Genomic DNA, 26668 nt, shown 5'->3' with positions numbered 1-26668 from the left:
CTTAAATGAAAATAGAGATATCATTGCTGCGCTTCTCCGCCCACGCTTGTACCCGTCGACACGCTTTGGCCACTAGGCATAACTGTTTTATTTGACTCATTAAGTTGGATCTGAAATTTAGCCCGTAGAAAATATTTAGGATCGGCCTCTACCCGTTTTAACCACTTATCTGCCAATTCATTGCTGCCCAAAATTTCATTGGCATTGAGTGTTTCCTTAATCATTAACTCAGCCGCTGTTTTTTCATCGGCCCCATCAGCCGTACGTGGTTTATCATCACTGAGTTCAAACGATTCTTCGGGTCCGTCGGTTGTGCCCGCTTGGCTTTCACTGGTTCGATTGATCTCTTCAACAATACCGCCTATCACCTTGAGGTTATGCTCAACACCCGGCCGTAAATCTGCGGCTAGGGATTCTTTATCTGCAAGCATCTGTAACAAGTCCCTTGCCGCGAGGTATTCTCGTTGCCTCGCTAATGCACTGGCGGCGTTATATAAGCCAAAGTCATTGTCCATTTGCAAAAAAGAGCGGTGGGCTTGTTTATACTCACCGGCATAGTAATACGCGGTACCCTTTCTCAGGGGATCGACATAGTGCTTTGCTGCTTCAAGGTATTCTTCTCGATTAAAGAGGCGCTGGCCTTGCTGATCAGACGTTAACCACAAATCCCACCACCATTGAGCCGTTTTATCCCATACAGTCACCACTTCAACAGGCTGAGATGTTTGCGCCTTTGATTCAACAAGCGTTTCGGCTTTTACCGCTGGGGCAGCCAATAAAGTTCCAGTCAGTGTTAGCACTGCACACCACTGAACCAGCCAGCCTTTTCGGAACCAAAGCAACATCACCAAAGCGATAGGAAGCAGCAGTTGATACCCCATATCCTGCCACGGCATGGCCGACTCGCCGTTGAGCTGCATATTACGCTCAACAGAACGATTGAGTTGTTCAACATCGCTATTATCGACCGTGATTTCGATAAACCGTCCACCCACTTCACTAGCCAATTGGCGCAAAGAACCAAAATCAGCAGGCGCATCACTGACCACATTGCGATTACCCGCCCCCAGTATCATCAACTGGTAAGGCTGGCCGCTGAAATATTCCTTAAAAGCAGCAAGGGTATTCGGGTTCACGCCATCAGAGACCAATAGCACCGTTGAGCCTGGTTTTCCCTGTAATAGCTGGTCGATTAGCGGAAAAGCTTGTTCCGCAAATTTGCCTTCAACGGGCATAATCTCAGGAGAAATTGCCGCCAAGATTGGCTCGAATACCTTGGTATCTTGAGTCATCGGCATGGCAACATGGGCTGAGCCAGCAAATACAACCAACCCCGTGCTGCCACCCTGTCGAAGCACTAACAGATCACGTACCTTTTGTTTAGCACGCTCCAACCTGCTTGGCGGTAAATCTTGCTCCAGCATGGATTCACTACTATCAAAAAGCACCAGCATTGAGGCTTTATCTTCGCCAAACGGCGAAGCTTGTCGCTGCCATGTCGGTCCCGCACAGACCAAAATAGCAATCGTAATAATCATCATCAGGAGCTTAAGAGGGAGTTGCCTGCTCCAACCTTTCTCGCCGATGGTTAACACCTTACGAAGGTGATCGGGCAGTATATCTTTCCAGCCCGGTTGGTTTGCTTTCCGCCAACGTAACCAGAACAATAATCCCATTGGCACAAAAGCCAGTAGCCATAGTGGCCTGATAAAATGAAATTGAGTAAGCACCTGTTGCAGGCTAAGGCTGTCAAACATGATTATTCTCCGACTCAGCAGTGCCTGCACTTAACTGTCTGCGACGAGTGAGCGTTGCCAGCGAAACTGCGACTAGGTACATCACGACCACAACAGCAATCAGATAATGATGGATACTTTGCTTAGGTCGATATGTCGTACTTTCATAGAGCTGCGGCTCCAACTTACCGATCTCTTCATAGGCGGTCGAAAGAGCGTCACGATCGAGTGCAACAAATGCCTGACCGCCTGACTCTTTGGCAACACGGTTGATCGTGACCATATCTAGTGCTGTTTCACCGACCGTTTGCGGATCACCCATCGCTATCATATGGATACGAACACCCTTGGCTTTTGCGACTTTGGCTGCTTCTATCGGTTCAACAAAGCTATTAGTATCATTGCCATCGGTGAGTACGATGGCCACTTTCTCCCTGTCCGCCTCAGCTTTTTCCTGATGGCTTTGTTCAAACACTTTGATTGCCAGCCCCATTGCATCGCCAAGGTGTGTACTCTGGCCAGCCATAGCCACTTCGGTTTGGTTAAGAAGCGCAAGCCATACATCTTGATCAGCCGTAAAGGGGGTTTGTAAAAAAGCCGCATCACCAAACAAAATAAGCCCTAAGCGATCCCCCTGTCGGGTTTTGACAAACTCAGCCAGCACCTCTTTCACAGCATCAAGGCGTGACACTTTTTGCCCATCCGGTGAAGTAAAATCTGTTTCTGCCATTGATCCCGAAAGATCCACTAACACCATGACATCCCGACCATAGCTTTCTCGCACTTGGGGTTCCCCCAATATGGTCGGTTTTGCTAGCGCTGTAATGATCAATACCCAAGAAATCACCAAGGTCATACGCTGCCACCACGATGGTGTTAACTGGTTCGCCCCTGTCGATGGCACTTCACCCAAGGCTTCAATTAACTGGCTGAAGAATGGCACTTTAATCGCACTTTGCTTGGTCCGGTAAGCGGGGACAAAAAAGAAAACAACCAGAGGTAAAGGCAAGGCCAGAAACCACCACGGATAAGTGAACTCTAAGTTGAATATCGACAGGTTAAACATGACGGATTCCCCCCTTCTCTCTTCCTTGGTGCGATTTAACCCATAACGAAGCACGTTCACGCAATACCTCTCGCTCCGCTTTATCAAGGATCGTTGAAGGGTTTACCAATGACTGAACCCATTTGTGGGCTAATTCATCATTAAAAGGGGCGCTTCCATCACTTAATTCATCAAGCTTTTGGAGAAAGGGAGCACCAAATAACTTGCCATTGGCGGGATCTACATACACCAGTACAATTTTTAATATAGAAAACACGGTATCTTCGAATTGAAGGCGTTCAATCGATAGGTGATGTAATACGGCTATCGCTTCTGTTCGATAACGGTTGTGCCACCAGCGAAGTATCCATCGGTAACTTAAATAACCAGCAATCGCGATTAACAAGACCAACAAGACTTTCCAGCCGACGGTTTGCGGCATCCAGCTGACGCTGTCGGGTACGGTGACATCAAAGAGTTCACGCAATATGTACGTACTCGGAGGCGAGTGTTCAATACTCATGGCAACTACCTCCCAACGAACCGTTGAAACTGGGCAATATGTGCCCCTGAAGTGTCCAACTCAATAAACGGTAGGTTCTTCAGTGCCATCAAACGGGTCAATGACTGGCGAGTCAGTAAGCTTCGCTCATTCATGCTCGCACTGGCCTGATCCACTTTTTCTTTGGTATCTAGGCTCAATTGATACTGCCCATCGCCCACGACCCAATTTGATTTAGCCAATTCTTGGGGTAACGCTTGCTCTAGCGGGTCATTAATTAACACGGCTAATACGTCATTGTGTATTTGTAATTGCTTGAGCTGTTCAAGGTGGTCTTCCTCACAATCTCGCCAGTCAGTAACAAAAATAATGGTCGACTGAGACAGATTCATGCGTTTGATTTGCTCAAGCCACAGCGAAAAACTCACCCTGTCACTATTGGTAGTTTCAACATTCAATTGCTGGTTGGCACTTGCTAATAGCTTTAACTGCGCCATAAAAGCATGTTGCGAACGTTGGGATTTACTGTGATAAATCTTCTCGGCCGAGGCGATAACTAAACCGACACGATCACCGTCTTTTAGTACCCGCCAACCGCACATGGCTGCAATTTCTGCGGCAATAACCGACTTCATCACTGTTGTCGATGAGAAAAACATCTGGCTGCGCTGATCAACGCAAATAATGACATTTCTATCTTTTTCTTCGGTATAGCTTCGCACATGGGGTTTGCCCGTGCGCAATGTGACTTTCCAGTCCAAATTACGAATATCATCACCCAGCTGGTAATGACGTAACTCCTCAAAGTTAAGGCCTCGTCCACGAAACAAAGAGTTGTGTCTGCCCGACAGTACACTGCCAGCCTTCAAATGAGGTAATAGACTAAACGCACCGATTTGAGACTGAAGACGTACCAAACGCGAGTAATCACAATAAATTCGGGCATCAAGTCCAGTTGAATGAGGTGCTATGTTTGGCTTTGCCATACTGCCCCCGATTATCCGATTTCTACATGGTCGAGCAGTTCCTCGACAATCCTTAAATGAGAGATCCCATCGGCAAGGGCATCGTAAGTAAGCGTGAAGCGGTGTCCCAACACCATTGGTGACATAGCACGGACATCGTCGGGTAAAACATGATCACGGCCTTGCAGCCAAGCATAAGCGCGTGCGCATTTATCAAGGGCAATAGACGCTCTCGGGCTGGAGCCCACTTCAATCCATTTGGCTAACTTCGAGTCGGGGTAACGCTCTGGCTTACGTGTTGCCATGACCAAAGCAACAATGTAGCGTTCGACCAAATCAGAAACGGTGACATTTGGCAGTTGACGGCGCGCTTCCAGCACAACATCCGGCTCGATATTGCTCAGCGCTTCTCTCTGGGAATTCTCTGTATTTGTGTCAGTGACAGAAGCCGCTGTCTTCTCTTTTCCACGAACCTCTTCACCACGAACTCCTTCACCTTGAACTTCCTCACTTCGAACTAAGCGGATGATCTCTCGTTCAGCCTCGTCCTCCGGATACTCGACAGTCACTTTCATCATGAAGCGGTCCATCTGTGCTTCCGGTAACGGGTATGTACCTTCCTGCTCTACTGGGTTCTGGGTGGCTAGCACCATAAATAATTCAGGTAATTGATGGGTCGTATCACCAACAGTGATTGTCCCTTCTGCCATTGCTTCGAGCAAAGCTGCCTGTACTTTCGCTGGCGCACGGTTCACTTCATCGGCAAGAACAATACTGTTAAAAATAGGTCCCGGTTGGAAATGCAGCTGAGGCTTACCATCGAGATCTTGATAGATTTCCGTACCTGTCACATCAGAAGGCAAAAGATCAGGGGTAAACTGAATCCGGCCAAAGTCAGTACTCAGCAGGTTCGCTAAGGATTTAACCGAGCGTGTTTTCGCTGTACCGGGCAAGCCTTCCAATAAGATATGACCATTTGCCAACAAACCAATCACTAACGCTTCCACAACATGGCGCTGACCAATCACACTTTTCTCTGTTTGCTCAATGAGCTGATGAATTGCCTGCTGTGCTTGGTTCATGACTTACCCTCACCTATTTGGAGTTTTACAATTTTTATCGCTATCGTACCGAGAAGGCCGATAACTATTGGTTATAAAGCCCATTACAGGTTAAGTGGGAGATGCTTATTTTCTTACCTGTAACTTCAATTGACTAACCACTTCAGGCGGTACAACTTTACCTAACTGCTGGGTGCAACTCTCGAAGGCGCTAGCCACTGCGCCAAGCTGGTAATTCCTCGCCAACACTTCACATTGGGCATACAAGTGCTGCGGGTTACCGCTGATACGAAATGCGGTAGACAGCGCCCTGCTAGACCCCAAGACATCATTTTTTTCCAATGCCAAACCGTAGACATACCAGTAATGAGGGTTCTCTGCGGCCTTTTCGGCGGCTTGCTTCAAGTAGCGATGGGCTTGTTGCATTTCACCGGCACGTAAATAGGCCAAACCGGTACTGTAAGGCAGTGCGCTATCATTCGGTTGGGCTTTCATACCTTGCTGCAGTACTTGCAAGGCAAGCTTTTCGTTTTGTTGGCTGCGGTAAAGGTCGGCTAAATTGACATAGCTGTTGGCAAAATAAGGTTCAATCTCGATAGCGCCTTGATACCATTCAACGGCCTCATCTATCTCACCCATTGCACGGTGAACATTGCCAAGATTGGTTCGGCCAAAGCCTCGGTCTGCGTTGAATTGCTGTATCTCAATATACTCTTGAAGAGGCTTAAAGAGGCTATCCCGCTGTGGCAAACTCATCAGCGTCCAGTACCCAACTAATGCACCTGCCGCTTCTGTCCTCACTGATAAAACAGGGTCATTCAGCAAGGGGGATAATATTTGCCAGCGTTCCGGCCAGCCGTAACCCGATGAACCCTCTATGGCGCCCAACCTTATTAATTCACTGTCATGTTTTACCGCCCTGGCTAACGCAACCAAGGTATTCTGGCTCGTATTCCCTGCCATTCGGATCAGTGCCGATGCACGTATAATGTTGCTTAAGCTGGCATCTTGCGCTGTATACGAGAGCGCATCTGGCGCAGCTCTATGGCCAATGCTGTCAGCATAGAAAGCCACCCCGAAATGCTGTTGTCGGTAATCAGACTTAGGGAAACGCTTCGCTAACACCTCGTCCGCCCACTGATTCGATTTATCTTCGTGACAACCGGTACAGGCATTTGGGGTATTAATATGCTTACTTAAATCTGGCCGTGGTACATGCCAACTGTGGTCTCGCCTCGGATCAATTTGCATATAGGTTGTCTCTGGCATGTGGCAAGTGGTGCACTTGGCCGCCTCCGTTCCAGCATCATGAAGAGTGTGCTTGCTGGAGGCATAGTCAGGGGATATATGGCACTGACTACATACGGCTTCTTCGGAAACTGTTAACTTTGCCGTATGCGGATCATGACAATTAGTACAATTCACCCCTTTTTCCGCCATTCGTGATTGCAAAAAAGAACCATAGACATAGTCTTCGTCATAAATCTGGCCGTCATGGAAATACAGCTCAGGCGTGATCAGGCTCAGACGATATTTATCTAAAAAAGCCCCTTTAACATGATCAGCCGACTCGTTGAGCTGTGTACGCCGACTATGGCACTGGGCACAGGTTTGGACTTGGTCGGTTGGCTTTATGGATTTCGGTTGCAAGGTTTTATGGCCATTCAGGGCAATCCATTCTTTAACCGATACACTGAGGTCTCGCTCAAAGCCCATTAAAGAGTTCGAGTTCGGGCCTCTTAACGCATCCGAATCAGCGTGTTTATCACCGAGTTTCGCAACATATTCGATGTGATCACTCGCTGGACCATGGCAGGCCTCACAGCCAACATTGATTTCGGACCACGTGGTTTTGTACGAGTTGGTCTTTTGATCATAATTCTTGTTTAGGTTGGTTGAATGGCAGTCGGCACACATGAAATTCCAATTCTGACCGGCATTAGTCCAATAGAACTCATCAATAGGGGTTGTCTCTGGATAGAGATTAAACCAGCGCTGTCCACCCTGCTCTGGCGGGCGGGAATCCCATGCAAACGGTATTAATTGGATCCTGCCATCAGGAAACTCAACCATGTACTGCTGTAGCGGATAGGAACCAAATGTATAACTAATTTTGAAGTCCGAGAATGTTTGATCAGCACCCGCGATATTGACCCAGAATTCTTCACCTTTCCTATAGAAGCGGTTAGCTTTCCCTTCCTGCTTCCCGTCAAGCGGCAACGTCTGATCAGAAAAATTCGCCAAGACCGATTGCGATGTCGCATGCTTCATTGCCATTTCGTGGTGTGAGCCTTGCCAAGCTTTCACCTGCCCATCATGGCAACCCGCACAGGCCTCACTCCCCACATACCCCAAAGACTGCCCCATTGCTGGTAGGCTTATCAATAAACTAACCAACAACCCAAGAACTAAGATCAAACATCTACCAGACTGGATCAATCGCGCCATAATCATCCTTGAAGACTTGCATTCCCTAAAATAAAGATAGAGTACGAAAGATAAAAAGGGCTCCGAAGAGCCCCATTATTCAATATCTTATTTATTTTGTGGTTGTTGGAGTTTTTCCATAACCTGATCAAGCGAGAAACTCGCTGCTTTTTGCCTTGGCGGGAACTCCTTAAATGTTTCAAGGAACTTCGCCACATAAGCCTGTGCTGGTACTAGCATGTAGGCACGATCTAACATCCAATCGTAGTAGGTATTTGACGTGATGTCGGCGACCTCGTAAGGATCCATTCTGAGATTGAAGATCTTCGGTACACGAAGCGGCGTAAAGGGTTCAGCCCAAATACGCAGTGTCCCTTTGGCACGCTGCTCCAAGAACACAATTTTCCAGTTATGGTAGCGAAGTGAGCTCAGATCACCATCATCGGTAAAGTAAAAAATCTCCTCTCGTGGGCCAACATCAACCTCACCGGTCAGATAAGGCAAGAAGTTATATCCATCAAGGTGAACTTTGAACTTCTTATCACCCGCTTGATAGCCATCTAACAACTTCTCTTTAACCTGATCATCACCTGCGGCCGCAAGTAGGGTTGGCATCCAGTCCATATGATGCATAATTTCGTTCGAAACACTGCCTGGCTCAATTTTACCCGGCCAGCGCACCATCGCTGGAACACGGTATGCCCCTTCCCAGTTGGTGTTCTTCTCGCCTCGGAATGGCGTTAATCCAGCATCAGGCCACGAGTTCATATGAGGGCCATTATCTGTGGAATAGAAGACAATGGTATTATCCTTGATACCAAGATCATCGACTTTCTTCAGTAATACACCGACATGGTTATCGTGCTCGACCATACCATCGGCATAAAAACTGATACCTGTCTTACCCGAGTTCTCTTCTTTGACATGGGTACGGAAGTGCATACGGGTTGCATTCCACCACACAAAGAATGGCTTCTCGGCTTTGACAGCGCGATCCATAAAGTCGAGTGCAGCTTCAAGGGTTTCATCATCCACCGTTTCCATCCGTTTCCGGGTCAGTGGACCAGTATCTTCAATCTTACCGTCAGCATAAGACTTGATAACCCCACGAGGACCGAATTTCTTACGGAATTCAGGATCTTTAGGGTAATCAACATTTTCAGGCTCTTCTTCGGCATTGAGGTGATAGAGATTGCCGAAGAATTCATCAAAGCCATGGTTAGTTGGCAGGTGCTCATCTTTATCACCTAGATGATTCTTACCAAATTGCCCCGTCATATAACCCAGAGGCTTAAGCAATTCAGCGATAGTCGCATCTTCCGCCTGCAAACCTAGATCAGCACCCGGTAGCCCCACCTTACTCAAACCGGTTCTCAACACTGATTGCCCGGTAATGAAGGTAGAACGGCCTGCAGTACAGGATTGTTCACCGTAGTAATCGGTAAACATCATCCCTTCTTTTGCAATGCTATCGATATTAGGCGTTTTGTAGCCTACCAGCCCAAATGTGTAGGCACTAAGATTGGTTTGCCCAATATCATCACCCCAAATAACCAAAATATTGGGTTTCTCTGCTGCGATACTACTGCTTGCAGCACTGACTAGCAGTGTGGCAAGTATCATAATTCGGCTTTTAAAGCCTTTTCTCGCTGTCATATAAACCTCAGTCACTAAGTGAAATGGCGTCCTGCAACAAAGATTAATAGCTCACAATGGGTAGTTCCGCGACTTAGTTCAGCGAGAATTCAGATGTTTTTTTGCTTAGGTACATACCGCGTAGAAAATACTAAGCAGGAACATGATGTGATAGCCATCACAACTGATGTTTTACTGAGCTTGTTTACCAACCCACAAAAACTAAAACAAAACAGCGACTTACAAAATGTAATTAACCAAAGGTTATAACCGCTATAAAGCGACAGAGCACCTATTTACCAGTAGTTTAGCCACCAACAATAAATAAGCACGCTATGTGCTGAGTAAAAAACTCTCTAAATTTGAATGGAGTTACTATGGCAAACCATGTGAGTAAACTGGCTGTCGGTCTTGGGGTTCTTGCAACATCAAGCGCTGCTGTTGCAGCTGAAAAGCCGAACATTTTGGCGATTTTTGGTGATGATGTTGGTTACTGGAATATCAGTGCGTATAACCAAGGTATGATGGGTTATGAAACCCCTAATATTGACCGTATCGCCAATGAAGGTGCACTGTTTACTGACCATTACGGCCAACAGTCCTGTACCGCAGGCCGTGCATCTTTTATTACAGGTCAAGAGCCTTTCCGTACAGGCCTACTGACTGTTGGTATGCCAGGCTCTACTCACGGTATCCCTGACTGGGCGCCAACTCTTGCTGATCTACTAAAAGATCAAGGCTACATGACTGCGCAATTTGGTAAGAACCACCTCGGTGATCAAGATCAGCATTTACCAACCGCACATGGCTTTGATGAATTCTTCGGCAATCTCTATCACCTCAACGCTGAAGAAGAACCAGAAACTTACTACTACCCGAAAGACCCAGAGTTTCGTAAGAACTATGGCCCTCGCGGCGTGATCAAGTCTTACGCTGACGGTAAGATTGAAGATACCGGTCCAATGACGCGTAAGCGTATGGAACACGCGGATGAAGAATTCCTCGAAGCATCTCTGGCCTTCATGGAAAAAGCCGTTAAAGCCGACAAACCTTTCTTCATCTGGCACAACACCACACGCATGCACGTTTGGACTCGCCTGCAGGAAAAATACCAAGGAAAATCAGGGATTAGTATTTATGCCGACGGTATGCTAGAGCATGATGATCATGTTGGTATCTTGCTCGACAAGCTGGACGAGTTGAAGATTGCCGATAACACCATTGTTATCTACTCTACCGATAACGGTGCAGAAACCGCGACTTGGCCTGATGGTGGCGCAACACCATTCCATGGCGAAAAAGGAACAACATGGGAAGGCGGTATGCGTGTTCCTCAGTTAGTTCGCTGGCCTGGTGTTATTGAGTCAGGTTCTCGCATCAATGACATGATGGCTCACCAAGACTGGCTACCAACTCTTATGGCAGCAGCCGGTGTACCTGATGTGAAAAATAAACTGGCTGACGGCTACACAGCAAATGGTAAAGAATGGCGAGTACACCTTGATGGCTACAACTTCAAACCTTACTTTGAAGGTAAGGAAGACACAGGGCCTCGTGAGTCCCTGCTTTACTTCTCAGCTAACGGTGAGCTGAATGCGGTACGCTGGCACGACTGGAAACTGAACTTTGCCGTTATGGAAGGTAATATCGCTGATGCCATTCGCTTCGAGCAAAACTGGCCGCAGATCATTCACCTACGCGCTGATCCGTTTGAAAAAGCCCCTCATGAGTCAGCTATGTACTTGCGTTGGATGGCCGATAACATGTGGCTATTCATCCCAATTCAGGATGTGATCGGTGATTTCTTCAAGACATTGCCTGAATACCCGATGCAACAAGGTCTAATCATGAATCCTGCCTCTATTAACTACCAGTCACTGGGATTACAAGGCAAGATGAAACAGCTTGATGCTCTACAGCAAAAAGTTGAAACGATGAAGTAACTATCCTTCCTTTTGGATAAAACTAAAACGCCCGTCATTCTATGAATGCGGGCGTTTTCTTTTATTCTGAGGAGCTGATTTAAAGCTCTTGGCAATATAGCCTTCTACAAACCTTTTCCTTACGTCGTGAAGATGGTTAGCGCTTTTCCTTAGCACAAGCTCTCGAGTCCTTTTGCTATCCAAGCTCAGAGCTTGAACTCCTCGTTACAGCAGGTACAGCGGTAAATCTGCCTAATGAACAGGCGCTGCCACCAACGTCTTTTAACCCTCACTACTATTCTGTGCTTACACGAGTCTGCCATGTCTTTATGTAATTCATCTATCATATTAGGTCGCTGAGTATAGGAATGCTTTTATCCATGATAAACCGCCAAAATAGCAACCTATCGTTCTGCAAAATAGAACGATGTCTTGGGTTACGTTTGATAAACTAGAACTCTAGCCATCAAACAATTGAAAGTGAGCCAGAAATGAAAACAGAAGACATAAAACTGTTTCACAAAGTGGTGGAGTTTGGTTCACTGACTGAAGCGGCCAAATGGCTGGATTTACCTAAATCAAACATTAGCCGTAGGATCAAACAGCTGGAGAGCGATACGGGGATCAAGCTGTTTCACCGACATAGCCGAAACGTCACGCTGACCAGTCCGGGGACCGCGTTTTATAAAGACACGCTTTCCATCATCAGTAAATTAGATCAAACGATATTAAAACTGCAGAATCCTGAGCAAGAACTCAAAGGCAAACTGAAAGTCATGATCGCCCCTATTATGATGAACATAGGAAAATTAGTATTTGATTTCATGGCTCTACACCCAAAAGTCGAAGTCGAAATTATCAGCTCGCCTTACGAGCAAGATCTTATTACGAATGGAATTGACGCCGCCTTCCGGTTAAGCAATGAAGTCACTCAAGAAAACCTTGTTGCAAGAGGACTCAGTAACGAGCCATATGGATTGTATGCATCGCTACAGTATCTAGAGACTCATCAGGAGCCTTCATCATTAGAGGACCTCACCCATCACGAAATGATTGTCTACCGCTTTAGTAACGGTCAACTGCACAATAAACTGGTACTCGACAATGGTGACATCATCCAGCCCAAGGGAAGCTTAATAGTGAACAGCGTTGCCTTGCTCGCTGAAGCGGCTATCCAGCACAAAGGGTTTATCTTTATTTCAAAACGTATTGGTTCTATTTTTGCCAAAAGAGGTCTACTCCAACACGTATTGCCAAACTACGCACCGAACAGGAATTTCGCGTGGCTTGTTCACCCGCCTCGGCAATTTATGTCAGCAGAAGCAGAGGTATTTCTGGATTTTATTCTAGAACGGTTACACCGATTACAGTATCGAGACACTGACATATTGAATGTACTTAGAGTTCCTTTTGACCCATTACTTGATGACGAGCAATAACACGCACAACACGAAACCAATACATACGCGCAACCAATCGATAACCAAGCAACAACAAGCACAACAATAAACCAACCACAAATGTCACATTTACCCCTCCCGCGTCCGGAGGGAAAATCACCCAGCTTTTGGCCACACAAGCACAACATTATGAAACCAAAAGATCACACAACCCACACCGCTACGCAATAAATTTAACCAGAAATCAAACGAGCACCTTTTACCGTGTTAATGACCGTAAAAAACCCATCCAAAACTTGATCTAGCCCTCGAAATTTCTGCGCTTTCCCTTTGAATAATCAGCAAGGTAGATCTACGATTAGCGCCTAAATGGAAAATCTTACGATAGCCCATTCCTTTACTACCAATGAAACAGAGTCTATAGCATGAATAACGATAAACGCCCCCTCTACATCCCTTACGCTGGCCCTGCGTTACTTGAAACTCCCCTGCTTAACAAAGGTAGTGCATTCTCTGTCGAGGAACGTATGTTCTTCAACCTGGAAGGCTTGCTTCCAGAAGCTATCGAAACCATTGAAGAACAAACAGAACGTGCTTATAAACAGTTTTTGAAATTCGAAAACGACATGGATAAGCACATTTACCTGCGTAACATCCAAGATACTAATGAAACCCTATTCTACCGTTTAGTTGAAAACCACATCACCGAGATGATGCCTATCATCTACACCCCTACCGTTGGTGCGGCATGTGAAGATTTCTCAAACATTTACCGCCGTGGTCGTGGTCTATTCATTTCTTATCCTAACCGTGACCGCATTGAAGACATGCTAAACAATGCGTCGCGCCACAACGTAAAAGTAATCGTTGTAACAGACGGTGAGCGTATTCTTGGTTTGGGCGACCAAGGTATCGGCGGTATGGGTATTCCTATTGGTAAACTGTCGCTGTACACCGCGTGTGGTGGTATCAGCCCGGCTTATACCCTACCCGTTGTTCTTGATGTGGGTACCAACAACCCTCAGCGCCTATCTGATCCTATGTACATGGGTTGGCGTCACCCTCGTATTTCTGGTCAGGAATACGACAACTTTGTTGATGAGTTCATCCAAGCAGTTAAGCAACGTTGGCCTGATGCACTAATTCAGTTCGAAGACTTTGCCCAGAAAAACGCCATGCCACTGCTTGAGCGCTATAAAGACAAAGTGTGCTGCTTCAACGATGACATCCAAGGTACAGCGGCAGTCACTGTAGGCTCACTATTGGCGGCATGTAAAGCAGCAGGCAGCAAACTGTCTGAGCAGCGTGTGACTTTCCTAGGTGCCGGTTCTGCAGGTTGTGGTATTGCAGAAGCAATTATTGCCCAGATGGTATCTGAAGGTATTTCTGACCAACAGGCTCGCGGTCAAGTATTCATGGTTGACCGTTGGGGTCTGCTTGTTGATGACATGCCAAACCTGATCAACTTCCAGAAGAAGCTAGTTCAGGCACGCTCAACGATCAATGAGTGGGATACTGAAGATAACAACATCTCTCTTCTCGATGTGATGCGTAATGCCAAGCCAACTGTACTGATTGGTGTATCAGGCGTACCGGGCCTATTTAGTGAAGACGTGATCCGTGAAATGCACCAGCATTGCGAGCGTCCGATTATCTTCCCACTATCGAACCCAACCAGCCGTGTCGAAGCAACACCTGCTGATATTATCCGCTGGACTGATGGTAATGCCCTAGTTGCTACAGGCTCTCCGTTCGAACCAGTGGTTCACAACGGAAAAACTTACCCGATTGCGCAGTGTAATAACAGCTACATCTTCCCTGGTATCGGTCTGGGTGTGCTGGCTGTCGGCGCGCGTCGCGTGACTGATGAAATGCTGATGGAAAGTAGCCGTGCATTGGCTGAATGCTCTCCACTTGCGATTGACGGTAAAGGCGCACTGCTTCCACCTCTAGAGGAAATCCAAGACGTTTCTCGTCACATTGCATTCGCGGTTGCCAAAAAAGCGGTAGAACAGCATAAAGCGCCTAAAAACACCGACGAGCGTATTAAAGAAAAGATCAACGATAACTTCTGGGAATCAGAATACCGTCGTTACAAGCGTACTTCTTTCTAATATACGGGCCGTATAGAACGTACTCAATAAAAAGACCTGCCGAGTGGCGGGTCTTTTTTTCAAGACTGACCATTTTGTCGTTATATACCCAAGCTATCTCAAGTTGCACTCTTCCAAGTATTTGCAAACTTACCTTCCAGCAATATTTCTAAACTTAGTGTTTCCTCTAAAAAATTCATTAAGTTGATACTCAATATATAAGAGTGCAATTACTATATACCCAAGTAACGTCAATATTGAGGTTAACTCAGTCATTATCTGTATTCTTAAGTGAGGTATTGGAAACAGTATGCAGGATCTGCCAATTTGCTCTCAATGTGGCCAAGGTGAAGAATTTCTGGTTTCAGAAACGGGGAGCTATCTATGTATCTGCGGGCACCGATTTGAAGCGATAACGCTCGAGGCAAATAACGATAAAGCCAAGCATTTGACCCTTCGAGAAGCTAATCATTCGACTGACCATGAGTCATATCAACACCGCTCTCCCTACACACCACTTCATTAAGCCACTCTGTTATAGATCGCTAACTGGTTAAAACCGCTGCTAATGAGCGGTTTTTAATTAACTAAACCATGAAAAAATATTCATCACTTCATTCAATAACCTTTACAGCCATTCTCAAATGTTAAGAATAATTGAAATCTGGCAAACAATTAACGGTTAAATATTCTGCGTAATTTGGTTAACACAGAGTAAAAAGTAAAACTATCATCAATTATACACCGTTCATTAAGCACCTGTAAGAAAACCAACCACAACAAGACAAGCCATTGAAACAAAACGATATATTTTACAACACGTGATACTGCAAGGCTATTTTGCAAGATTTCGATTCAAAAAACGTGATATATATCACGCTGAAATAGGCAGATTTCGTGCTAACTTACGGCCCCGTCTACAGATGAAACACCTGATTCTATGTTTCACAATTGTAACTTCAACAAGTTACACATAGCTGGGATCGACCAGCTAATAACAAATATAAATTCAGAATCATATTCATGAATTGTCATGTAAATGGACGTTTCAATTTGCTCAACCAACCGCTAATTGGTTGAGTGTCATATACAGGAAATTAGTATGAGTGTTACAAACGAAACTTGGTTGACCTCGCTGAACGATGGTTTGGAAACCGTCATCGGCGCAATTAACGGTGTACTTTGGGGCCAACTCCTTGTTTACCTTCTGGTAGCAGTCGGTATTTACTTCACTTTACGTCTCGGCTTTATCCAAATTCGCCAATTCCGCCATTCTATTGATGTCCTAAAAAGCGGTAAAGAAGTTGATAACGGTATCAGCTCTTACCAAGTCTTCTGTACATCAATGGCTGCCCGTGTAGGTACAGGTAACATGGCTGGTGTTGCAGTCGCACTTACCGTTGGTGGTCCAGGTGCTATCTTCTGGATGTGGTTGATTGCTCTATTCGGTATGTCTACCGCTTTCATCGAATCAACACTGGCACAGATATACAAAACCAAAGATGTTGATGGTCAATACCGTGGTGGCCCAGCCTACTACATGGAAAAAGGCCTAGGCATGCGTTGGATGGGTTCACTTTTCTCTGTGTTCCTAATCATCGCATTTGGTCTCGTGTTCAACGCCGTACAGGCAAACACAATCACTGACGCACTAAGCCACTCTTTCGGCTTTGACCAAACCATTATGGGTGTAGTGATTGTTGCGTTTTCCGCTTTCTTCATCATGGGCGGCCTACGCAAGATTGCAGCAGCTTCTGCGAAAATTGTTCCAGTCATGGCAATTGGCTACTTAGCAATCGCCATGGTCATCGTGATCATGAACATCACTGAGCTTCCAGCGGTTATTTCTCTGATTGTTAAGAGCGCGTTCGGCTGGCAGGAAGCTGCAGCAGGTGGTGTGGCTTACACCATTGCACAGGCAATGCAGAGCGGTATCGCACGTGGTCTTTTCTCGAACGAAGCGGGTATGGGTTCTGCGGCTAACGTTGCAGCAAGTGCGACGCCTAACCCGAACCACCCTGCTTCACAGGGCTTTGTTCAGATGCTAGGTGTGTTCGTTGATACAATCGTTATCTGTTCAGCGTCGGCAGCAATGATCATGCTAAGTGGCGTGATGGATCAGCCAAACGCAGCAACCGGTATCAGCCTGCTTCAACAAGCGCTAACAAGCGAGCTAGGTGGCTGGACAACATACTTCATGGCTGCAGCGATCCTACTGTTCTGTTTCTCGTCTATCATTGCGAACTACAGCTACGCTGAAACCAACGTCATGTTCCTAAACGGTAACACTAAGAAAGGTCTATTTGCCTTCCGCCTATGTGTACTCGTGATGGTAATGTTCGGCTCTGTAGCATCACTTCCAGTTGTTTGGAACCTTGCTGATGCTTCTATGGGTATGATGGCGCTAATCAACATCGTTGCTCTTGTGATGCTATCTAAGCTGGCAATCAAAGTAATCAAAGACTACGAAACACAGCTTAAAGCTGGTAAAACGCCTGAGTTCGACCGTTCTAAGTTCCCAGAACTAGACGACCTTGACGGTGCATGGCATCCAGAAGGTACTGAACCTGTAGCCGCTACCAACAAGTAATCTTTCCTAAGATTGACAAAAAAAGAGCCAGCGTTTTAATACGCTGGCTCTTTTCTTTTATCGGTAGGAAAGCCTCATAAAGACCTTCTTCAGCATTTACTTTGCTAGCTTCTCAGCAGTGATACGAATCACATCCACCACAACATCACTCGCCGCTTGCAGCGAGTTAACCGGTAAATATTCATAGATGGAATGGAAGTTGTGAGCGCCAGTAAAGATATTCGGGCATGGCAAGCCTTTCTGCGACAACACCGCCCCATCGTACCCACCGCGCATTGGGACCGCTTTCATCTCGATACCGTTGCGCTGATAAGCCTCTTTGGCGATATCAATAGGGAAGCCTGCGTCACCTTCCAGACTGTTGGCGACGTTTTCATAGCGGTCAGACAACTCGATATCGATATGCCCTTCTCCCCAAAGCGCCTGACAGCTGTCAGCAAGTTGTTGCAAGAATGCCATGCGGTGGGTATACCCTTGTTTGGTAAAATCACGGATATCCATTTTCAACACGGTTTTCGCACTGTTACCTGCCAACTCTTTGACCCAGTAATACCCTTCTCTACCGTCGGTATATTCCGGAGCCTCACCCGGTGGCAACATGGCGATAAACTTATGGGCCATCAATAGCGAGTTCTTCAACTTCCCTTTTGCCGACATCGGGTGAGCGGACTGACCAGTGAAAGTCACCACTGCATTTCCCGCATTCCAGTTTTCATGAACGAATTCACCGATACCACAACAATCGAGGGTATAACCAAAGTCAGCACCAAAGCTTTCGACATCAAACGCTTTAGCGCCGCGAAGTCCTTGCTCTTCATCAGGAAGAAACGCGACCTTCACCGGGCCATGCTCAATCTCAGCGTTACTTGTTAATACCTGAAGCGCATGCATTATAGCGGCGATAGCGGCTTTATCGTCCGCACCTAACAAGCTCGTCCCGTCAGTAACAATGATCTCCTGTCCCTGATACTGGGCGATCTCAGGAAACTCGGCTTCTTTTAGCACAATGTCTAATGCTTTATTCAGTACGATATCCCCGCCCTGGTACGGTACGATTTTCGCCAGAGTGTCATTGGCCTGTTCAGCACTGGTATCAAGGTGAGCAAAGAAGGAGACGGTTGGCAGATCTTTGTTGGTGTTGGCAGGTAGCGTAGCAGTAAGAATAGCGGTATCCCTAAGGATGATATCTTCCATACCAAGCGCTTCAAGCTCACTCTTAAGCAAAGTGGCTAATTCCATCTGCCCCTGAGATGAAGGCATGATACCAGCCGCACCCTTCTCACGGCTCGTTGTAGTATTGATGCGGGTATAATTGATAAAACGTTCGACAATGTTCATGTTCAGCTCCGATTAGAATCGAAAATACGGCAGAGGTAATGCCTGCCGTATTCTTATTATTTGTTTTCGTTGTTAGCCCTGCTTACACAATAAGTTGCGAGCAAATCATCACTGTTAGCAAACCGCCAAGCATTGGGATTGCTGTACGCTTTGCCAACTCAATAGGAGAAATATTAGCAACTGCTGCACAAGCAATCACAACACCGGCTACCGGTGAGGCTGAGCGCATCAGACCTGCTGACAACTGCATTGGCAGTGCTACGTGTGCGGCAGCGGTACCGACCTGAGACGCCACGTCCGGAGCTAGGTTAGAGAAGCTAAAGAATGCAGCATTACCCGAGCCCGATAGCATGGTGATAGTGATGATAATACCCACCAGCATCACAACCATTGCTGAATAACCCAATCCCATGCTTGCCGCGGAGTTAAGTAGTAGGTCGATAAAACCAATCGCACTTAGGCCAACAACGAACACTTGAGCCGCAATGATCAGTGTTACCACACCAGCAAAGACGTTACCCATGCCTTCCAAGTACACTTTCAGTGATGCGGCTACCGTTTTACCATCGCGGGTATGGATGAAATCACACACCATAGAGACAAACAGGGCAATGAACATCGCCGTAACCACATCCATTTTGATCGAAGTAATCGCAAATTTACTGAACGTCAGCAACAGCATCAAAGGAAGTACAGGCAGGATTGCGAACCACTTTGGTGCTTCACGCTGATCTTTGGAATCAAGGTTGAATTCATGAATCACGCCATTTTCTTGATCTTTACGATCAAAGTAACGCTGGCAGAAAAAGTGCAGTACAGCAATCACCGCCATTGCAGCAAGTGAAACCGGTAGCTGGTAGCTCGCAAAATACGTCGCAACATCAATACCTGACACTTCTGCAGCCTTATTCGCTGCCGATGATGCAGGACCAAGATCCAAACAACCTGTTGTTGCAACAACAGCCGCTGCCGCAGCCGGATTACAGCCTACTCCCACTAATACTGGGTACATTGCCACCAATAGCAATAGCGCTAAGCCTGTCGCACTTGGAATAAAGATGTTGATCAATTGACCGATGATATAAGCCATCGCCAATACTATGTATGGGTTTTTCACATAGGATAATGGCTTAGTTGCGATTTGCACCATGGCGTTTGCAGCACCAATATGGCCCATGTATTTGGAGAAGCCCCCCACAGCCATAATAATCAACCCCAGCTTGGCTAGCGTGGTGGATGAAATGACCTTGATCACTTCGAAGAAGTCGACAACAACAGAACCGGTATGTGCACCACCTTTTGGCATAAAGTCGGTATTACCGCTTATCACCCCTAAAGCAATCATCGACAGACCGGCCAAAAATAATACCGCCTGGGTATTATATTTTTTGACAATAAAATATCCAACACCAAATATTGATGGAAGAGCAAGGTATGTAATCATTAAAAACCCCTTCAATGGAGAAAAATAAAATGGTAATTATTTAAAATGGTTTTAAGTTTAAATGAGCATGATACATAGAGAGGTATAAAGCCCACTCAGTATCCCGCTACAGTTTGAAGCGTTATTAAAATCAATATCATTCCATAAATGGAATTTAAATATTAATATTCAATGTTAGAACGTTAGTTTTTAAACACACTGAATTCGTCGAATAGCCCTTCTATTCGTTTAAATCGATTATCTTTTTCTTGATGCTGTGAAAGGCCTTTAATGAATGCCTCTATCAAAGCAAACCCAGCGGCACGGTTATTAAAAAATCCTCTACCCGCACTTTCAACGATAAACTGCACGTCGCAATACGAGACAAAAGGGTTCACCGGTTGGTCAGTCACTAAAATGTTATGGCCGCCGCACTCATGAAACCAACGGACAAGTTTAATCGTAATCGAGGAATAGCGATGATATGAAATCGCTAACAGAACATCGTCTTTACTCACGTCCACCAATTGGTGAGGCAAAGTAGATATGTCGGCTTTAAGTAGCACCACATCTTGACGTAAGTATCTAGCAAGTAAGTAGAAATACGTTGCCAAGGCTTCTGATGAAGCACTTCCCATTACATACAATTTACCTTTCGAGTGGCGCATCAACGTCATGGCTGACTCAAAATCTTGTTCCGATATGCGAGTAAATGTCTTGTCGACATTATCGATAGTTTCTTGATAATGATTCGCCAGTAACCCTTCTATCGTATCTTGCGATTGTTCATGTGTATGATATTCATAACGTTCGATAGGTATTGTTAAGGATTGTGCCAAATCATCAGACACTTCTTTCTTAAATTGGATAAAACCGCTAAACCCTAGCCGTTGCAAGAAGCGTCCAAGCGTCGCTTTCCCTACGCCAATTTGTTTACAGAGCTCATCGATTTTGGCAAATGGCAACATGGTATAGTGATCCATGAAATAAGCCGCAATACGTTTCTCTGCCGCTGTACATGAATCAAATCTATTCACTGCATTTATGAACTCTTGTTTATTCATGGGTTTTATTTCCCGCTTATCGTTTTCTATGGGAAATTTTTCCACTCACAGCAAAAATAGGCAAGGGAATACGATTTTCCCAGCAAAAATTTGTGATCACTCGCTTAAGCAATACACGACCTTGTCAAAAGTTAAATGTTTATCAATTATTCCGTCACACAAAATTAACAGTGATTGGCCATACTGAATGCATTTTTCATTTTCCGTCACTCTTTCTTTGTGCTGTCAAAGCCCAACCCTTTAGAGGTATATTAAATACCCCTAATAATTTGCGCTACATCAATTTAGCTATCATCGATAATTTCACCCATGGGATATTTTTCCCAACGCTATTATCCCGGCCAATTTAGCAGCACTAAAACGCCCATATAATCATCAACTGATTTATCAGTACACTTAGTTACAAGTTTGTACGTACATAAGGATTTAAAGCGGCGTTTTATTCTCCCTTTTTATTCAATAACATGCGAAATTATCGCCTAATCGTTTGCGATGTTACGAATAATTGACATTTTCCACCATGTTTTTTGCAATTGCCCCTCTAATTCATCTCGTATATAGTTCGTAAGCCTTAATTACATAAGGCTTTTCAATAACTATAAATAGGTTATCTAATGAAGTTTATTAAGCCTCTCATTGCGCTTTCTGTCACTGCTGCCCTTGCTGGTTGTGCTCAGTCCACTCTAGACACTAGCGACTCTTTCACACTGACCGTCGCGCACATCAACGATACGCATTCTAATTTCGACCCGGTCAAATCAAGTTTCAAGGCCAATGACACCCTGGTCTACAATGAGTTCGGTGGATTCCCTCGTTTGCAAACCATGGCGGACGAATATAAGAAAGCGGCAGAAGACAATGACCAAAGCTTCTTGTTCCTCCACGGTGGTGATGCATGGCAAGGCAGTGCATACTTCAAACTTAACGAAGGGGCAATGAACGCGGAACTACTGAGCCGCTTGGGCCTTGATGCAATGGCACTCGGCAACCATGAGTTCGACCTTACCAATGCCAAGCTTAACCAGTTCATCAGCGATATTAACTTCCCGGTCCTTGCTGCCAACGTCGACACCAGCAACGATCCAGATCTTAAAGACCAAACCAACCTCAAGCCTTTCGTTGTTTTCGCCTTTGACGGCAACCAGAAAACAAAAATCACCGACCTAAACAACCTGCCTGCAGACAAAGACATTGTTGCCGTATTTGGTATCGCACTGGACAACATGCCTAATATTGCCCCTAACACTGGCCAAGTCGAATTCCACAACATGGTGGAATCATCTCAGGCAACAGTTGACATGCTGCAAGCCAAAGGCATCAACAACATTATCGCCCTAACCCACATCGGTAATGCGGTTGATGTTGAGGTTGCCTCACAAGTTAACGGTATCGACCTGATCGTTGGTGGCCACTCGCACACCCTTCTGGGCGACTTCACCAACATCGGCCATGACCACGGTGGCGAATACGCCCAAATGGTTCAGAACCCGAATGGCCAAGGCCAAACTTGTGTCGTTCAAGCGGGTGAATATTCACAAGCTATCGGCCAGCTAGACGTTACTTTCGATGCTAACGGTCAGGTAAGTAACTGTGCTGGCTTGAACGTACTGCTAAGCAACGACGAATACTTCCATTCACCATTACGTGAAGCAGGCAGCGAGTTCAATGCTGAAGAAGCCGCGACTGTGGTTAACTTCATTGAAGGTGAAGAGAACATCACCATTACTGAAGAAGAAGCAGTAATGCGTCAGATCATCGACACTAAGTACAAGCCGGCCGTTGATGAAGCCTATGGTAAAGTGATTGCCCAGGTACCTGCAGAAATCAACCACGAGCGTCGCCCTGGTGACGGTGGTACTGATGTACACGGCTCTGACGTTGCCCCTATCTTGGCTGCTGGTCAATACTACTGGGCTAACTCACCAGAAGTCGTTACTGTAACCGGTATGAAAGTCGACTTCTCACTGATTGGTGCTGGCGGTATCCGCACCAACATTGAAGCGGGTGAATACCGTGAAGGTAACATTTCACTAGAGCTACTGCCGTTCTCTAACTTCATGTCTGTTGTACCGGTACAAGGCAAATACATCAAAGAGCTGATCGACAGTACGGTTTCTGCCACTCTACCTGAAGGTGCTCACGCAGGTAAATTCCCATACGGTGGCCACATCCGTTACCAATACACTGAAACAACCCCTTACCAAAACGGTAAACTGGACTACGTTGAAGTGATGACGGGTACTGCTGATGCGCCAGTCTGGACACCGATTGAAGACAACAAGACCTACAACGTTGCAGTTAACAACTACAACGCAACCGGTAACGATGGCTGGACACCGCTATTTACTGCCCAGCAGAAATCTTCAGATCGCGTTGACCTCGCTTACGTTGACGGCAAGCTAACTGGCTTCAAGGTGAAGAACATCGAAGAAGTAGGTGGTAAGTTCAAAGTTCGCTACGAAGGCGAAGCACCTAACTGTAAGGCTGAAAATACTCGCTGTAATACAGACGCCCAAGCGGTGATCGATTACATCGCAGAAAACACGCCAACTCTTAAGCCACTAAACTACAACGTAGTAACGTTTAACCGCGCAAACTAATACTTGTATTAACAGCTTAAGATAAAATGAAGGGCCTACTACGGGCCCTTTTTTTATCCCAAAACAGTGCTGATTAGCAACCCCAGCCCCTCTTTAATTACTTCAAGGCACTAAATTACTTGTTAGTTTGCTTTGGTGTCAGGTCGTTGGAATTTGGCGAGCCAATCCCTGAATAAATTCAGAAATATCCTGCTTTAAAGAGTACGCTTTAGAGCTTAGTTCAGGCCCTATCTTTTCGTGCTCAAGGTTAACTCTGACTAAATGAGCCTTGGGTAAGGCATGTGCCAGCTTTTCCAACGGAATTCGAATCACCGTCGGCGTATTAAACCCTGAACCTAAATCCAGCAATAGTACTTTTTGGGTCACGACATTATTTAACCATGCCATCAATTGCTTGTGTTCATCTTTATGCTCGGCGTCAATAAACGAGCCATCTATGCGAGCATGAATAAACATATTGCTGCCGCAGTTCGGGCACTTTGGTATGCCGCGTTCATCAGTTAGCACTTGCTCTACCGGATCGTAATACGGTGCCATCGCCTCTAAAAAGGGCTCAATGTTCCAAGTTTGATTGCTACATGGGACGGTGCATTGGATCTTGCCATAATCACCCTGTGGTGTATAAAGGCGTGACCTATCAAACCCATTTTTGTAAAACAAACCATCAACATTTGAGGTCATGACAAAATAGTTTTTGTCTTTAACTAAGTTATATAGCTGTTGATACAAAGGGTTGTGATGCTGACCAAAATAGACATATTCCAGATGCGTTTTGTAGTAACCCCACTGCTCAAGCTGAGTCCAATAAGGATAACCCATTAATTGATACTGCGCGCTAAAGCCTCTCTTAACCCAACCGGGAAAGATATCAGCAAAGCGTTGTTCATCAAGATAATTGATCCCCGCTGCAGCAGTAAGCCCTGCCCCAGCCCCTATTAAAACTGCATCAGCCTGTTGGAGTAATTCGGCTACTTGAGTGATTTTCTTTTTTACTGCTGACATACAAACTCCTCTAACAAGCTCTGATAGACTGAATGGTCTCGATCGCTAAAGACATTAAACACCACGCACTTAAGTTGGTTCGGGTTCTCATGAATCCAGCCCACTACCTCTGCGATGGCCACTGGCGTTGCCTTTTCTATCGGGTAACCATAAACCCCTGTTGAAATTGAGCAGAGCGCAATGGAATCAATACCATCTACTTGCTTGCTCATATCAAGCGTATTCCGGTAGCAAGACGCCAGTGTTTGCCGGTGGCTCTTTTGGACAATACCCGAGACAATTGGCCCCACGGTGTGAATCACATAACGTGCAGGAAGATGATACCCTCTTGTGATCTTTGCTTGCCCCGCTTGCTCATCTTCACCTTGAATATCAATAATGGTTTTACAGTCTTTTCTTAGCTGCACGCCTGCCCGACGATGAATAGCGTTATCAATACACTTGTGCCCGGGCTGAAAGCAGCCCAACAATTGATGATTTGCCGCATTGACGATAGCGTCGGCCTGCAATGTCGTAATATCGCCTTTCCAAAGTACTATTTTGGTACTGCCAACGGTAAAAAACGGCTGCTCCATTAACGCTGATACCGAGGTCAACGTTTGTTGTTGCTTGTCTTTATCTAACAAAGTGTCGAGTACGGCGATACCACTTGGGCTTAATGCATTGGGTGCGAGTACCGTAAGCGCTGCGTCTAGCCAACCTCTTCGCTTAGACGATTCGCAATGCTCGACAGGCGGCGCCCCTAGAACAGAAAGTACTGGCACTAATTCTTTCCACAACATCGCGACCAACTGCTCTGTGTCGTGCTTTAATCGCGTTGGTGAAAATAGCTGCTCAAGCGCAATCTCATTGGCATAATCTTTAACCGATATATTTTTCATCGCGCCTCCAGCCTAATTACTCATGCTGTTAAAAAAGGGCCATCGATTTCGAATGACCCTTTTGGGTTCTAATTGACATTACTTAAAGCTTGATTTATTCAAAGCCGAATTTGCCGTTGTCGTTTTTCCATTCTGATTTAGGTGGGATAACTTCAATGGTGTCCCAATGCTCAACGATTTTTCCGTCTTCAATACGAAATAGATCATAGAAAGCAACATGTTGATTCATAAACTGACCTTCACTGACAGACAAAACAAAATTACCTTCACCAATAATCAAATGATTCTTCTCATACACCATTGGCATCCCTGAGTCGGCAAGCTTCTTCAATGCAGCATTGAGACCATTTAGACCATCAGCCACAGCAATGTTGTGCTGAATATAATCCGTTTCTTTGTCGCCAATGAAGTTACCAATTTGATCCATATCGCCCTTAGTCAAAATCGTTTGGACAAATTCCGCAACCAATGCCTTATTCGCATCGGTTTTGTCTAGATCAGTAATTTCGGTAGCACCGTCGAATTGAGTTCGGCCACTTGGATTGGGCTTGGCAACATCTTGTAAGTTGTCCCAATGCTCAACGATAAGACCATCCTCAAAACGAAAAATATCGAAACCTGCTTTGGGACCAAAGAAATTGTATTCTGTGTGCAAAGCTACATAATCGCCGTCTTGGATAGTTCGAATTACATTCGCCTTAGCGCTGCCCTCGGGCAATTGCTTGAGCACTTCCCCAAAACCTTCTAGGCCCTCGCCCACAGCGAGATTGTGCTGAATATATTTTTCTGGATTGATATAAGAAATTGCGTGCTGGTCACCTGTCTCAATACTTGAGATAACCGCCACTGCCTTATCACGATTAGTCATGTCGCCTGCAGTCGCAATAAATGAAGTACTAAGGGCTGAAGTCACCAAAAGGGTGGTTGCGAAAAGATGGGTAAGCTTGTTCATATTGTTGTCCTCGAGTAGGTTCGGGATCAATA

At 45.7% G+C, this 26668-nt stretch carries 18 protein-coding genes; 5 read left to right on the top strand and 13 right to left on the bottom strand.

Annotated features, from left to right (window positions below):
- Positions 1-20: 20 nt before the first annotated feature.
- The 7 genes from L4D79_RS14490 to L4D79_RS14460 form a co-directional block, all read right to left on the bottom strand.
- The gene (locus L4D79_RS14490; RefSeq protein ID WP_428652267.1) at positions 21-1757 is read right to left on the bottom strand and encodes a VWA domain-containing protein; all 1737 of its coding nucleotides are present in this window, start codon (positions 1755-1757) and stop codon (positions 21-23) included.
- A complete protein-coding gene (locus L4D79_RS14485) occupies positions 1750-2802 on the bottom strand; it encodes a vWA domain-containing protein (protein WP_428652266.1) in 1053 nt (350 codons plus the stop codon). Before L4D79_RS14485 ends, L4D79_RS14490 begins: the two co-directional genes overlap by 8 nt.
- Entirely contained in the window at positions 2795-3304 is a 510-nt protein-coding gene (locus tag L4D79_RS14480; protein ID WP_428652265.1) for a DUF4381 domain-containing protein, read from the bottom strand. Before L4D79_RS14480 ends, L4D79_RS14485 begins: the two co-directional genes overlap by 8 nt.
- A 5-nt stretch (positions 3305-3309) precedes the next feature.
- The gene (locus tag L4D79_RS14475) at positions 3310-4269 is read right to left on the bottom strand and encodes a DUF58 domain-containing protein (RefSeq protein ID WP_428652264.1); all 960 of its coding nucleotides are present in this window, start codon (positions 4267-4269) and stop codon (positions 3310-3312) included.
- Positions 4270-4280: 11 nt separating this feature from the next.
- The gene (locus L4D79_RS14470; RefSeq protein WP_428652263.1) at positions 4281-5330 is read right to left on the bottom strand and encodes an AAA family ATPase; all 1050 of its coding nucleotides are present in this window, start codon (positions 5328-5330) and stop codon (positions 4281-4283) included.
- 105 nt (positions 5331-5435) lie between these two features.
- On the bottom strand, positions 5436-7757 hold the full coding sequence (locus L4D79_RS14465; RefSeq protein ID WP_428652262.1) for a multiheme c-type cytochrome: 2322 nt from the start codon (positions 7755-7757) through the stop codon (positions 5436-5438).
- 87 nt (positions 7758-7844) lie between these two features.
- A complete protein-coding gene (locus L4D79_RS14460) occupies positions 7845-9392 on the bottom strand; it encodes an arylsulfatase (RefSeq protein ID WP_428652261.1) in 1548 nt (515 codons plus the stop codon).
- Between the two features lie 356 nt (positions 9393-9748).
- Here L4D79_RS14460 and L4D79_RS14455 point away from each other — a divergent pair, with 356 nt between their 5' ends.
- The 4 genes from L4D79_RS14455 to L4D79_RS14440 all read left to right on the top strand — a co-directional run bounded on the left by L4D79_RS14455 (position 9749) and on the right by L4D79_RS14440 (position 17376).
- Positions 9749-11314, top strand: coding sequence for an arylsulfatase (locus L4D79_RS14455; RefSeq protein WP_428652260.1), 1566 nt, complete (start codon positions 9749-9751; stop codon positions 11312-11314).
- Between the two features lie 470 nt (positions 11315-11784).
- Complete coding sequence (locus tag L4D79_RS14450) at positions 11785-12732, top strand: LysR family transcriptional regulator (protein WP_428652259.1); 948 nt, start codon at positions 11785-11787, stop codon at positions 12730-12732.
- A gap of 386 nt (positions 12733-13118) precedes the next feature.
- On the top strand, positions 13119-14807 hold the full coding sequence (locus L4D79_RS14445) for an NAD-dependent malic enzyme (protein WP_428652258.1): 1689 nt from the start codon (positions 13119-13121) through the stop codon (positions 14805-14807).
- 1081 nt (positions 14808-15888) lie between these two features.
- A complete protein-coding gene (locus L4D79_RS14440; protein WP_428652257.1) occupies positions 15889-17376 on the top strand; it encodes an alanine/glycine:cation symporter family protein in 1488 nt (495 codons plus the stop codon).
- A gap of 96 nt (positions 17377-17472) precedes the next feature.
- Here L4D79_RS14440 and pepT read toward each other — a convergent pair whose 3' ends face one another.
- The 3 genes from pepT to L4D79_RS14425 all read right to left on the bottom strand — a co-directional run bounded on the left by pepT (position 17473) and on the right by L4D79_RS14425 (position 21201).
- On the bottom strand, positions 17473-18714 hold the full coding sequence (gene pepT / locus L4D79_RS14435; protein ID WP_428652256.1) for a peptidase T: 1242 nt from the start codon (positions 18712-18714) through the stop codon (positions 17473-17475).
- An 82-nt stretch (positions 18715-18796) separates the two neighbouring features.
- On the bottom strand, positions 18797-20158 hold the full coding sequence (dcuC, locus tag L4D79_RS14430) for a C4-dicarboxylate transporter DcuC (RefSeq protein ID WP_428652255.1): 1362 nt from the start codon (positions 20156-20158) through the stop codon (positions 18797-18799).
- A gap of 182 nt (positions 20159-20340) precedes the next feature.
- Positions 20341-21201 carry a MurR/RpiR family transcriptional regulator gene (locus L4D79_RS14425; RefSeq protein WP_428652254.1) on the bottom strand — a complete coding sequence of 287 codons (861 nt, stop codon included), beginning with the start codon at positions 21199-21201 and terminating at the stop codon, positions 20341-20343.
- Positions 21202-21815: 614 nt separating this feature from the next.
- On the opposite strand from L4D79_RS14425, the gene L4D79_RS14420 reads away from it, so the two are divergent.
- Positions 21816-23801, top strand: coding sequence for a bifunctional metallophosphatase/5'-nucleotidase (locus tag L4D79_RS14420; protein WP_428652253.1), 1986 nt, complete (start codon positions 21816-21818; stop codon positions 23799-23801).
- A 138-nt stretch (positions 23802-23939) separates the two neighbouring features.
- On the opposite strand, the gene L4D79_RS14415 is transcribed toward L4D79_RS14420, so the two are convergent.
- From L4D79_RS14415 to L4D79_RS14405, 3 genes are all read right to left on the bottom strand, one after another.
- Positions 23940-24803, bottom strand: coding sequence for an SIR2 family NAD-dependent protein deacylase (locus L4D79_RS14415; RefSeq protein WP_428652252.1), 864 nt, complete (start codon positions 24801-24803; stop codon positions 23940-23942).
- A complete protein-coding gene (locus tag L4D79_RS14410; RefSeq protein WP_428652251.1) occupies positions 24791-25684 on the bottom strand; it encodes a protein-ADP-ribose hydrolase in 894 nt (297 codons plus the stop codon). The genes L4D79_RS14415 and L4D79_RS14410 overlap by 13 nt, the downstream gene beginning before the upstream one ends.
- A 94-nt stretch (positions 25685-25778) precedes the next feature.
- Positions 25779-26636, bottom strand: a complete 858-nt coding sequence (locus L4D79_RS14405) for a nuclear transport factor 2 family protein (protein ID WP_428652250.1) — start codon at positions 26634-26636, stop codon at positions 25779-25781.
- Positions 26637-26668: the final 32 nt, after the last annotated feature.

The sequence above is a fragment of the Photobacterium satsumensis genome, from assembly GCF_050336935.1.
Taxonomy (GTDB): Bacteria; Pseudomonadota; Gammaproteobacteria; order Enterobacterales; family Vibrionaceae; genus Photobacterium; species Photobacterium satsumensis.
Note: the sequence above shows the minus strand (reverse complement) of the source record. Positions and strands in the feature narration are given on the sequence as shown.

What these genes read in the sequence shown, in the direction of transcription:
- L4D79_RS14405 (WP_428652250.1), bottom strand. Translation starts at nt 26,636, where the DNA reads ATGAACAAGCTTACCCATCTTTTCGCAACCACCCTTTTGGTGACTTCA.
- L4D79_RS14415 (WP_428652252.1), bottom strand. Translation starts at nt 24,803, where the DNA reads ATGTCAGCAGTAAAAAAGAAAATCACTCAAGTAGCCGAATTACTCCAA.
- L4D79_RS14450 (WP_428652259.1), top strand. Translation starts at nt 11,785, where the DNA reads ATGAAAACAGAAGACATAAAACTGTTTCACAAAGTGGTGGAGTTTGGT.
- L4D79_RS14465 (WP_428652262.1), bottom strand. Translation starts at nt 7,757, where the DNA reads ATGGCGCGATTGATCCAGTCTGGTAGATGTTTGATCTTAGTTCTTGGG.
- L4D79_RS14445 (WP_428652258.1), top strand. Translation starts at nt 13,119, where the DNA reads ATGAATAACGATAAACGCCCCCTCTACATCCCTTACGCTGGCCCTGCG.
- L4D79_RS14410 (WP_428652251.1), bottom strand. Translation starts at nt 25,684, where the DNA reads ATGAAAAATATATCGGTTAAAGATTATGCCAATGAGATTGCGCTTGAG.
- pepT (WP_428652256.1), bottom strand. Translation starts at nt 18,714, where the DNA reads ATGAACATTGTCGAACGTTTTATCAATTATACCCGCATCAATACTACA.
- L4D79_RS14455 (WP_428652260.1), top strand. Translation starts at nt 9,749, where the DNA reads ATGGCAAACCATGTGAGTAAACTGGCTGTCGGTCTTGGGGTTCTTGCA.
- L4D79_RS14475 (WP_428652264.1), bottom strand. Translation starts at nt 4,269, where the DNA reads ATGGCAAAGCCAAACATAGCACCTCATTCAACTGGACTTGATGCCCGA.
- L4D79_RS14420 (WP_428652253.1), top strand. Translation starts at nt 21,816, where the DNA reads ATGAAGTTTATTAAGCCTCTCATTGCGCTTTCTGTCACTGCTGCCCTT.
- L4D79_RS14460 (WP_428652261.1), bottom strand. Translation starts at nt 9,392, where the DNA reads ATGACAGCGAGAAAAGGCTTTAAAAGCCGAATTATGATACTTGCCACA.
- L4D79_RS14425 (WP_428652254.1), bottom strand. Translation starts at nt 21,201, where the DNA reads ATGAATAAACAAGAGTTCATAAATGCAGTGAATAGATTTGATTCATGT.
- L4D79_RS14485 (WP_428652266.1), bottom strand. Translation starts at nt 2,802, where the DNA reads ATGTTTAACCTGTCGATATTCAACTTAGAGTTCACTTATCCGTGGTGG.
- L4D79_RS14440 (WP_428652257.1), top strand. Translation starts at nt 15,889, where the DNA reads ATGAGTGTTACAAACGAAACTTGGTTGACCTCGCTGAACGATGGTTTG.
- L4D79_RS14490 (WP_428652267.1), bottom strand. Translation starts at nt 1,757, where the DNA reads ATGTTTGACAGCCTTAGCCTGCAACAGGTGCTTACTCAATTTCATTTT.
- dcuC (WP_428652255.1), bottom strand. Translation starts at nt 20,158, where the DNA reads ATGATTACATACCTTGCTCTTCCATCAATATTTGGTGTTGGATATTTT.
- L4D79_RS14480 (WP_428652265.1), bottom strand. Translation starts at nt 3,304, where the DNA reads ATGAGTATTGAACACTCGCCTCCGAGTACGTACATATTGCGTGAACTC.
- L4D79_RS14470 (WP_428652263.1), bottom strand. Translation starts at nt 5,330, where the DNA reads ATGAACCAAGCACAGCAGGCAATTCATCAGCTCATTGAGCAAACAGAG.